Origin of the sequence: Streptomyces caatingaensis, assembly GCF_001187435.1 — a bacterium.
Taxonomy (GTDB): domain Bacteria; phylum Actinomycetota; class Actinomycetes; order Streptomycetales; family Streptomycetaceae; genus Streptomyces; species Streptomyces caatingaensis.
In genome coordinates this window covers 82508-91611 of the sequence record NZ_LFXA01000014.1, presented here as the reverse complement: position 1 = coordinate 91611, position 9104 = coordinate 82508, and the positions used below count along the sequence as shown (strand labels likewise).

Here is a 9104-nt window from a genome sequence, read left to right as displayed (position 1 = left end):
CGGGGGTGGTACCGGTCCGGACGGGGGCGCCGGTCCGGAGGGGGTGTGGCGAACGCTCAGCCATGTCTCCGTGCCTCACCGACCTTCCCCGGGCAGGCCGCCCGGCAGCCCGGCCAAGGCTCAGCCTTCCGCGTCCGGGGCGGGCGCCGGGCGCGGCGGCCACAGCCACCGTGTCGCGCACAGGGCGAGGCATCCGCCCAGCAGATTGAGGCCGACGCGGACTCCGGCCGCCCACCAGGGCAGAGGTTCGCCGTAGTCGCTGAGGAGCAGGAGGAGGACGGGGGAAGCGAGCGCCCAGTAGGCGTAGTTGGCGGTGCGGAAGGCGTAGGCGAGGGCGCCGGAGAGGCCGACGACGGCGGCGACGGCGTACGGGCCGGGGTGGGCGAGCAGCAGCAGCGCGGCCGCCACGCCGCCGGCGGTGTTGCCGACGATGCGTTTGGCGAACTTGACGCGGGTCTCCTCGGGCGTGGGCCGCAGGGTGAGGAGGAGGGACGTGACGAGCCAGTGGCCTTGGCCCCACAGCGTCCCCGAGACGCCGGTCGCGGCGACGGCCCCGCCGGTGAGGAGCGCGAGCCGCGCCCCGTGCCGCAGGCGGTCGGCGCCCGGGAGCCGGCGCGGGGGCGAGCCGCCCTTCCGCATGTCGCGGTACCGGCGCGGCAGGAGCAGGGCCGTCGTCCAGGCGCAGCCGATGAGTTGGAGCAGACCGGGGTACGCCGACTGTTCGGGTCCGTCGCCGGTGATGCCCGTGAGGAGGACGGCGAGGGCCCCCGTCGTTCCCACGCCGGGCAGCATCGCCCCGGCGAAGGCGGTGACGGCGACACCGGCGGCGAGGGCGGGCATGCCGTGGCCGGCCAGGGCGGTGTACGCGCCGGCGGCGGTCGTCCAGACGGTGCGGATGGCGAGGGAGCGTGCCCTGCCGCGCGGGCCGGCCCCTTCCGGCAGGGGCATGGCCAGCAGCACGGCGGGCAGGGCGACCGCCGCCCCGGCGCCCGGCCGGCCGGACAGGGTGCCGACGACGAGCGGCACGACGAGGGCGAGCCCGGCGGCGGCCCCGTCCGCGTACCGCGGCCGGCCCTCCGGCCGCAGCAGGACGCGCAGGCGCCCACCGAGTCGCCGCGCCGCGGCCCGGGCGCGCGCGGTCACGGGACGGCCGGCCCGGCGGGCTCCGGACCCCCGCCCTCCCCGTCACCGTCGGCGGTCGGCAGCCGGACCTCGACCGTCGTCCCGCCGCCGGGCGAACTGTCGACGAGGAACCGCCCGCCCGCGCTCTCCACCCGCATGTAGTGGCTGGCCAGGCCGATGTGGCCCTCGCGCAGGCGGCGCATGACGATGCCCGGGTCGAAGCCGGTGCCGTTGTCGTGGACGGTCAGGACGGTCTCGTCCTCCTCCGTCGTCAGGCCCACCCGGACCTCGGTCGCCCGCGCGTGCTTGACCACGTTGCGGAGGACTTCGCGGGCCGCCGAGTAGAGCAGCGTCTCATGGCCGGTGCGGCCGGACAGGCGGATGTCGTAGTGGACTCGGAAGCCGCCCTGGCGGGCGTACCGCTCCCCCGCCGCCTCCAGGGCGGCGCCGAGCCCGGCGGCGGCGAGGACCTGGGGGTGCAGATTGAAGATGATCTCCCGCATCTCCCGTACCGTGCGCCGCACTTCGTCCTGCGCCCGGCCGAGCGCGGCGCGTCCCTCCGTGCCGTTGGCGCTCTCCTCGGCCTCCTCCAGGTCGTGCAGGGCGGCGAGCAGCGTCTGGACGGCGCCGTCGTGCAGTGCGTCGGCGACACGGGAGCGTTCGCGGGTCTCGGCGGCGAGCGCGTCCTCGAGGAGCAGTTCGCGGGTGTCCATGAGGTCGGCCACGCGCCGGGTGCGTTCCTCCAGGAGGAACGCGATGACGACGGAGGCGACGACGGTCCACAGGAGATACGCCTCGTCGACCACGACCGACCAGGCGTCCCACTCGGTGTGGCCCAGCGCGTGCGGCAGGGACATGGCCGCGTAGCACAGCATGCAGACGCCGCCGAAGACAGCGGTGACGCGCGGCATCTGCCAGAGGATGGTGGCCATGGCCCACATGAAGTAGGCGTAGCGGACGGAGGATCCCGCCCCTCCGGAGACCGCCGCCAGCCCGGTGATCACCACGAGGTCGACGACGAGCGCCACCGCGGCGCCCCGCATCCCCGTCACCGGCCGGTGGTGGACCCACAGCAGCCGGCCGAAGGCCCACAGCAGGTAGGCGACGAGCAGGCCGTCGAACCACGCGCCGTACGTGGCCGCGGCCGGGTGTCCCCCGGCGAGGAAGAGGGGGACGGACATGCCGAGGCGGATCCAGGCCACGCGCCGGGACGCCTGCGCCGTCATGGCGCTCATCTGCTCCTCGCGCCAGCGCGTGGTCATGATCGGTCACCCGCGACGGGCCGCCCGGGTCTCCCGCGCGGCCCGTCGTCGCCCGGCCCGTCTCTGCCCGGTCTCGCGCGGCACAGCACATATCCGACGGTAATCCGGCACCGCCGCACACGCCCGGCGGCTCCGCCGGGCGGCCGACGGCCGGTCCCCCGGGGGACGGTCCGGTCAGGGGAGGCGGAGGGAAAGGGCGGTGCCTAGCGTGGAAGACATGCCTGGCGTGACTGGCGTGCATTGCGTGCGTGCACGGCCTGCCCGCGGAAAGGAACGTCCCCATGAACACGACCGGCCGATTCCCGGGCGGCCCCCGGGGCGCCTCCCCCGCACTGCCGCCCCAGCGCGCCGTCCTCGATCATGGACGGGACGAGCGGGACGAGCGGGACGGGCGGTGGGTGCGGGTGCGGCCCACCCCCCGGCGCTGCCCGCACCGCCGGGTCGGGCGCTGCCCCGGGTGCTCTGCCACCGGGTAGGCGGCGGCCGGGCAGGGCATTCGCGGCCTGCCGCGACGCCCCCCCCCGGAGACCGACCGCCGTCGGCGGAACACGCCGCTCGCTCCGTACCGCTGGGTGCCTGGGGTCACGTCCGCTCAAGTGGTGCACTGACGGCCACTCGGCGATCTGCTGCTGAGGTTATGCGGTGAGTTGCGCGGGGACTGCGCGGGATCCTGGTGCCCCGGTGAGCTTCGCCGCCAGCGTCGCGTCGTCCTCGTGAGCTGTCCGGATTGATCGCTTCATGTCCGAGATGGCCCAGCGCGTGATGGGGTCGGGCGGACCCTCGGAAGAAATGAACGGCAGAACCCCAAGTCCCCTTGATACGGTGCCCCGATGTCAGAGATCAAGAAGTTCCAGGTCACCTTCGACTGCGCAGAACCTGAGCGTCTCGCTCGTTTCTGGTGCGAGGTGTTGGGGTACGTCGTACCGCCGCCACCTGAGGGGTTTGCCACTTGGGATGATTACAGGCGCTCGCAGCCGCCTGAGCAGCGGGATTCTTGGTTCGCCTGCATTGATCCCTCAGGTGTCGGCCCACGGCTGTACTTCCAGCGCGTCCCCGAGGGGAAGGCCGCCAAGAACCGGGTACATCTTGATGTGCGGGTCGGCACCGGGCTGGTGGGAAGAGAGCGCCTCGCAGCACTTGAGGCCGAATGCGCACGACTGGTCCCGCTCGGCGCGGTACACGTGCAAACGCTGTATGACGGCAATGATTCGTGCATCCCGATGCTGGACATCGAGGGCAACGAGTTCTGTATCGACTGAGCGTACGGGGCGGGAATCATCCCGTGAGGGCGAGATTGTGCAGCCCGGCGATGCCGAGCATGGCGGTGGGGACGCCGTCGCGGCGATCGCGGCGGCCTTCCCGACGGCGGCCTCGGCGCCGGACTCAGCCCAGTCCCGGCAGTCGTTGCGGTTGCCCGGCAGCGGCCGGCCGACCATCACGACCAGGCGGGTGCCGGGACGGGCGCTGTGCCTGGCTCGTCTGCCAGCATGCAGACGGCCACCCCACTTCCTGGAGCAGCGGGTCAGCCTCCTCGCCGAGGCGGTCACCGACGGCGACGCTCCACCTTGGCAACTCGCCTTCCTGGAAGACCTCATCGCTGTTCTTGCTGACGGCGACCGGGGGTTCGGCATGCAGTTCCGCCAACCACCGGGCGGCGATGGGGAACCTTTCCCGATCCGCGAGCCCGACGATGTCGACCAGCGCATGGCCGCACTCGGGCTGAACCCGGTCGCCGAACGCGCCAAGGAGATCAACACCGAAGTCAACCCGCGGAAGCCATAAGGAGGGCCAGCAGGTGGGCGACGACTTCGCCTACGCGCAGGTCATGAGCGAACGCCCAGGTCCGGAAGATGATCGAGACGGGCACAGAGCAGCAAGCGACAGGGCAGGCCCGAGAACAGCCCTGAACACCCTCCACGGGGCCAACTATGCGATCAAGGGCCTCGGGTGCTCTTGAGCACCCAAAGGTGCTGACAGCACGCCCGGAGCCCTCGACAGCGATAGCCGTCAAAAGCCGGGCGAAGCATCAGCCAGAACGTCACCAGTGGGGGTAGGGGGAACTTGGTGAGGGTCTTAGTAAACACGCCTGGTTCACCGGGGACCGGTCGACCGACGACTGGAAAACCGACGCCTGAAAACCCGTCCCCGGTGAGCCTCCGCGCTGCCGGACTCAGACCGGCATCTCCCGCTGATGCTGCTCGATGACGGCGTTCGCCCACGGGCACATGACCAGACGCGGGATCAGGACAGGCGGGAACCAGTGCAGCATGATCCCCTCGGTGAGGGGCAGCGCCTGCGCGTCACCGTCCCAGCGCCCCAGGAAGACCGTGATCTGGTCGCTCGCGTCGGCCGGAACGTGCGCCGACACGACGGTGTACCTCCTCAGCTCCGGCAGGACCAGGCCCGCTTCCTCCTTCAGCTCCCGCGCGATAGCCGCCTCGGCCGTCTCCGCCCCTTCCCGGCCCCCGCCGAGCAGAGACCACGTGCCCGGATCGCAGATCCCCTCGATGTTGTCCCGCAGATGCAGCAGGTACTCGCCGGCCGAGTTGATGACGAGCGCCGCTGTGCCGTTCGGTTCCCGCACGACCTACCCCTTCCCATCTATGTGCCACGGGTGACGGGCCGTTGAAATCGCCGCCCCTACGGGCGGGGGAAAGCGCAGGGCCCGTACGGCGCCGAAGAGGAGCCGGTGGCCAGCGCCCAATACCGGTCGCCATACGACCAGTGCCACCATTCCGTCGGGTAGTTCACCAGTCCCACGGCCATCAGAGCATCCCTCAGGATCTCCCGGTTCTTCCGGGCCGGGGCGCCGATGTTGCCGGCGTCGGTGTAGCAGGCCCCCGCGCTCTCCTCCGGGTTGGCGTTCACCCGGGTCCCCATGTCCAGCTCACGCCCTTGGGCATCAGCGAGGGTCAGATCGACGGCCGCCCCGGCACTGTGCGGGGCGACCTCCGGCGGCGACGTTCAAGATCTACCGGAGGCGGGGTTGGGTTTGTCTGGGCTGGGCCCGATGCAGTCGGGACGGACTGCTGTCTGCCGTAGGTGAACACCGCCCCGAGCGGGCGCAACGGTCGTTACTGTCCAGTCGCATGACGACAGTCACAACCCGTACGGTCGAATATCCGGCCGACAACCTGACGATGATCGGCCACCTCGCGCTCCCGGCCGGTGCCGAGCGCCGGCCCGCGGTCCTGATCGGCCCCGAGGGGATGGGGCTCAGCGACGTCGAGCGCCGGCGGGCCGAGGCTCTGGCCGAACTGGGGTATGTGGCGCTGGCCTTCGACCTCCACGGCGGACGCTATTTGGACGACCCCGAGGAAATGTTGGCCCGTTGCATGCCGCTGCTCGCCGATCCCGACCGCATGCGGGAAATCGGTCACGCCGCGCTCAACGTGTTGCGTGCCGAACCACGGGCCGACCCCGACCGGACCGCCGCCATCGGCTACGGCACCGGGGGCGCCATCGCACTGGAACTCGGTCGCGATGGCGTCGACCTGCGCGCGATCGGGACGGTCAACGCACTCACCACGGGCCGACCGGGCGAGGCGGCACGCATTCGCTGCCCGGTATGGGCCGGAGTCGGGTCGGAAGACCCGATCATGCCGCCCGCGCAACGGGAGGCGTTCACCGCAGAGATGCAGGCCGCGGGCGTCGACTGGCGCCTCGCGGTCTACGGAGGAGCCCTTCACGCCTTCCACCACCCACCGGTCGACCACACCGCGCCTCCCGGCGTCGGCCACCACCCACGGCACGCACAGCGAGCCTGGCGTGACATCGTCGCCCTGCTCGCCGAGTGCCTGCCCGTCACGGATTGATCCGAGCGGCTCCTGATACGCACTCCTGCCCGCCGTCGTGAGTGGTGGCCCGCCGCAGCGTCAGTCATCCCGACGAGATCGCTTACTGTCTGGCCCACGCTCCACCGGAACCGGTGTCGGCAAACTGGTCGAGGTCGCCGGCAGCCGCTGGGCCACCGAGTCGTTGCTTCCAGAGCAGGAAGAACGAATACGGCCTGGACCAGTACGAAGTCCGCCGCTACCCGGACCGGTACCGGCACCGCCATCCGGCCACCGCCCGGCACTGCCACTACAAACGCCGCGCCGCCGGTCACGAACCCCCGCCACATGACGCCCAGTCAGGTCACTGCATCAGCGGCGGCAATAGCGAACTGCAACTGGAGTGCTCAGTAATAGCCCTTCGTGCCGTCGAGGAGTTCCCGGACGATGTCCGCGTGCCCGGCATGCCGCGCCGTCTCCTCGATGAGGTGGATCAGCATCCAGCGGAGGTTGGCGCTGCCGGAGCGCAAGTCGGGGTGGCGGCCGACGTCGTCCAGGGAGGCTGCGGCGGCGATCTCGTTGCTGCGGGTGCACTGGGCCTCGTACTCCGCGAGGAGTTCGGCGAGGGATCGGCCGTCGGTGTGCCAGTCGGCGTCCTCGTCCGCCTCGTCCTCGTCGAACGACGGGTTCTGCTTCTCGTCGGTGCCGAGGAACAGCACCTCCATCCACAGATGCTCCGTCCAGCGCATGTGGGAGATGAGACCGGCCATTGTCATGGCCGGTGAGGTCGGGATGACCGGGCGGTGCGCGTCCTCGTCGCCCAGTCCCTCGCATTTCCAGCGCAGGATCTGCCGCTGGAGGTCCAGCCAGCCGATGAGTGCCGTGCGTTCGTCCGCTTGGAGCGGAGGGCGTTCGCGTTCCGATGTCATGTCGGCGCACGCTACCGGGGCGATCGGGAGGGCGCAGCAGGATTTGTGCTCCAGCCCTTGGGCCATGACGCTGTTGGCAGCGCGTCCGCGCCAGGTGGCCGATGTGCGGTGATCTGCCGTGCTCGTCAGCGGATTTCATTGTTGGGTGAGTCTGGTCGTATGCGCGCCGTGCCTCGGCGATGACGGCGCGATGGGCAAGCGACCAGTCGGCGAGTGCCTTGACGAGGTGGGTCAGGCCGGCACCGGTCTCGGTCAGGCGGTAGTCGGCCTGGGCCGGGACGGTCGGGTACACGGTGCGCAGCACGAGGCCGTCGCGTTCGAGCCTGCGCACGGTGAGGGTGAGCATGCGCTGGGAGATGCCGTCGATGGCGCGCTGGAGTTCACGGAACCGACGCGGGCCGCTCGGCGCCGTGGACGATCCTGCGCAACGGCTTGTACGCCGAACTCTTCGGCGGCGGCCTGCTGATGTGGGGCGAAGGTGGTGTGGAGTCCGCGTTCGGGGAGGGCGCCCTGGCGGCGGTCGCGCGGGAGGATCTCGCCGATGCCGCGGCGATCGTCGCGGCGAGTCCGGCCGAACACGGCGGACGCGTCTACGACCTCGTCGGCACGCCGATCACGGCGGGGCTGGTGGCCGACCGGCTCGGGGTCCCCCATCGCGCCATCGACCTGGCCGAGTACCGGCGCAGACTTCTCGACGAGACGCCGGGGCTCCTGCCGTTCCAGCCGCCCATGCTCGCCTCGATCGCCACGGGCATCCGGCACGGCTTCCTGGACGGCACCGCCCCCGACCTCACCGGCCTTCTCGGCCGCCCGGCCCGCGACCCGCCGGCTGCGGCGGTTGCGGCCGCCTCCGCCACGCGCCCGGGAGCAAGGGCCTAGCAGCGGATGAGTCCTCCCCGGCGATCCTCCCGGAAAAACCGGAGGCCGGGTCGCGGTGTGATCGTTACGATCCGGATCATGAATGCTCATCTTGCCGGTCCTACCTATGTCCTTGTGCACGGGTCCGGCACCAGTTCCTTCATGTGGGCGCCCGTCCAACGGGAGTTGGCGTTGCTCGGTCGCCGGAGCTTCGCCGTCGACCTGCCGGGCCACGGGTTCGACGCCCAGTACCCGACGTCCTACCAGGCCCCGCAGGACCTCGACGCCTGGGCGGACGAGCCTTCGACGCTGGCCGGGGTCACCTTGCGCGACAACGTGGACATGGTGGTCGACGTCGTCCGCCGGGTGGCCCGGTACGGGCCTGTGGTACTCGTGGGCGCGAGTCTCGGCGGGACCACCATCACGCAGGTGGGCAACGCCGTCCCCGAACTGGTGGACAGGCTGGTGTACATCTCCGCCTGGTCGTGCGTACAGCGGTCCAGCCCGGTCGAGTACATGCAGGAACCCGAGTTCGCCGGCAACCTGTTGGCCCCGCTGGCGGCGTTGAACGTGGGTGACCCGGCCGCACTCGGCGTCGGACGGGCCAACTACCGCACGGCCGATCCCGCCCTGCTCACGGCCCTCAAGGCAGCGATCATGGCGGACGGCACCGACGAACAGTTCCGCGCGTTCCTCAACATCCTGCAGCCCGACGAGTCCCTTGCCGTGATGACGGCCGACGCCCGCGGGCGGGCCGACACCTGGGGAACGATCCCCCGCACCTACATACGGCTCACCGAGGACCGCACACTTCCGGTGGCGATGCAGGACCGTCTCATCGCCGAGGCGGACGCGTTGACCCCCGACAACCCCTACGAGGTGCACTCACTGGACACCAGCCACACCGGCTTCCTGCTGCGGCCGGTGGAAGTGGCCGGAATCCTGGACCAGTTGATCGCCTGAGGACTGCTCCGGGGGAAGGCCTGGGTACGGGCCGGCATGTGGCCGTGCGGAAGGTTCGCCGGAGTGACTGCGACGAAGTGCTGGCGCTGACCGGCGGCTGCACCGCCCAGTTCCGCGGGGGCGACGGCTATGCCCGCAGCCCCGACCACGCCGCCACCACGGTGGGCACCGACAAGGCGGTCTGAGGACTGTACGGC

Annotated in this window: 10 protein-coding genes and 4 pseudogenes; 7 read left to right on the top strand and 7 right to left on the bottom strand. The window is 71.2% G+C overall.

The window, feature by feature from the left end; all coding sequences use genetic code 11:
• Nucleotides 1-120 precede the first annotated feature (120 nt).
• Nucleotides 121-1143 carry an FUSC family protein gene (locus AC230_RS21115; RefSeq protein ID WP_049717899.1) on the bottom strand — a complete coding sequence of 341 codons (1023 nt, stop codon included), beginning with the start codon at nucleotides 1141-1143 and terminating at the stop codon, nucleotides 121-123.
• The gene (locus AC230_RS21110; RefSeq protein WP_049717898.1) at nucleotides 1140-2384 is read right to left on the bottom strand and encodes a sensor histidine kinase; all 1245 of its coding nucleotides are present in this window, start codon (nucleotides 2382-2384) and stop codon (nucleotides 1140-1142) included. The genes AC230_RS21115 and AC230_RS21110 overlap by 4 nt, the downstream gene beginning before the upstream one ends.
• A 281-nt stretch (nucleotides 2385-2665) precedes the next feature.
• Here AC230_RS21110 and AC230_RS32695 point away from each other — a divergent pair, with 281 nt between their 5' ends.
• On the top strand, nucleotides 2666-2860 hold the full coding sequence (locus AC230_RS32695) for a hypothetical protein (RefSeq protein ID WP_157868631.1): 195 nt from the start codon (nucleotides 2666-2668) through the stop codon (nucleotides 2858-2860).
• A gap of 354 nt (nucleotides 2861-3214) precedes the next feature.
• Nucleotides 3215-3643, top strand: a complete 429-nt coding sequence (locus AC230_RS31345) for a VOC family protein (protein ID WP_078871460.1) — start codon at nucleotides 3215-3217, stop codon at nucleotides 3641-3643.
• A 66-nt stretch (nucleotides 3644-3709) separates the two neighbouring features.
• Here AC230_RS31345 and AC230_RS34710 read toward each other — a convergent pair.
• The 3 genes and pseudogenes from AC230_RS34710 to AC230_RS32150 form a co-directional block, all read right to left on the bottom strand.
• Nucleotides 3710-3835: pseudogene (locus tag AC230_RS34710) on the bottom strand (IS5/IS1182 family transposase); the annotation flags it as partial.
• A 719-nt stretch (nucleotides 3836-4554) separates the two neighbouring features.
• Nucleotides 4555-4968 (bottom strand): NUDIX domain-containing protein, encoded by a 414-nt coding sequence (locus AC230_RS21095; protein ID WP_049717896.1) that lies wholly within the window; start codon nucleotides 4966-4968, stop codon nucleotides 4555-4557.
• Nucleotides 4969-5024: 56 nt separating this feature from the next.
• A pseudogene (locus AC230_RS32150) lies at nucleotides 5025-5345 on the bottom strand (M15 family metallopeptidase); the annotation flags it as partial.
• 128 nt (nucleotides 5346-5473) lie between these two features.
• Here AC230_RS32150 and AC230_RS21085 point away from each other — a divergent pair.
• Complete coding sequence (locus AC230_RS21085; protein WP_049717895.1) at nucleotides 5474-6199, top strand: dienelactone hydrolase family protein; 726 nt, start codon at nucleotides 5474-5476, stop codon at nucleotides 6197-6199.
• Nucleotides 6200-6240: 41 nt separating this feature from the next.
• Nucleotides 6241-6462 (top strand): annotated as a pseudogene (locus AC230_RS33900) (IS701 family transposase); the annotation flags it as partial.
• 102 nt (nucleotides 6463-6564) lie between these two features.
• Here the strand turns inward: AC230_RS33900 and AC230_RS21080 are convergent.
• Both AC230_RS21080 and AC230_RS31340 read right to left on the bottom strand, forming a co-directional pair.
• A complete protein-coding gene (locus AC230_RS21080; protein ID WP_049717894.1) occupies nucleotides 6565-7086 on the bottom strand; it encodes a DinB family protein in 522 nt (173 codons plus the stop codon).
• A 125-nt stretch (nucleotides 7087-7211) separates the two neighbouring features.
• A pseudogene (locus tag AC230_RS31340) lies at nucleotides 7212-7486 on the bottom strand (winged helix-turn-helix transcriptional regulator); the annotation flags it as partial.
• Nucleotides 7487-7518: 32 nt separating this feature from the next.
• Between AC230_RS31340 and AC230_RS21075 the strand changes: the two are divergent.
• The 3 genes from AC230_RS21075 to AC230_RS32685 all read left to right on the top strand — a co-directional run bounded on the left by AC230_RS21075 (nucleotide 7519) and on the right by AC230_RS32685 (nucleotide 9092).
• A complete protein-coding gene (locus tag AC230_RS21075) occupies nucleotides 7519-7965 on the top strand; it encodes a Rossmann-fold NAD(P)-binding domain-containing protein (protein WP_241833315.1) in 447 nt (148 codons plus the stop codon).
• A 78-nt stretch (nucleotides 7966-8043) separates the two neighbouring features.
• Complete coding sequence (locus AC230_RS21070) at nucleotides 8044-8907, top strand: alpha/beta fold hydrolase (protein ID WP_049718054.1); 864 nt, start codon at nucleotides 8044-8046, stop codon at nucleotides 8905-8907.
• A gap of 44 nt (nucleotides 8908-8951) precedes the next feature.
• Nucleotides 8952-9092, top strand: coding sequence for a hypothetical protein (locus tag AC230_RS32685; protein WP_157868629.1), 141 nt, complete (start codon nucleotides 8952-8954; stop codon nucleotides 9090-9092).
• Nucleotides 9093-9104: the final 12 nt, after the last annotated feature.

Bases quoted from the DNA above. Each gene is read 5' to 3' on its own strand.
- AC230_RS31345 (WP_078871460.1), top strand. From the start codon at position 3,215: ATGTCAGAGATCAAGAAGTTCCAGGTCACCTTCGACTGCGCAGAACCT.
- AC230_RS32695 (WP_157868631.1), top strand. From the start codon at position 2,666: ATGAACACGACCGGCCGATTCCCGGGCGGCCCCCGGGGCGCCTCCCCC.
- AC230_RS21110 (WP_049717898.1), bottom strand. From the start codon at position 2,384: ATGACCACGCGCTGGCGCGAGGAGCAGATGAGCGCCATGACGGCGCAG.
- AC230_RS21080 (WP_049717894.1), bottom strand. From the start codon at position 7,086: ATGACATCGGAACGCGAACGCCCTCCGCTCCAAGCGGACGAACGCACG.
- AC230_RS21070 (WP_049718054.1), top strand. From the start codon at position 8,044: ATGAATGCTCATCTTGCCGGTCCTACCTATGTCCTTGTGCACGGGTCC.
- AC230_RS21085 (WP_049717895.1), top strand. From the start codon at position 5,474: ATGACGACAGTCACAACCCGTACGGTCGAATATCCGGCCGACAACCTG.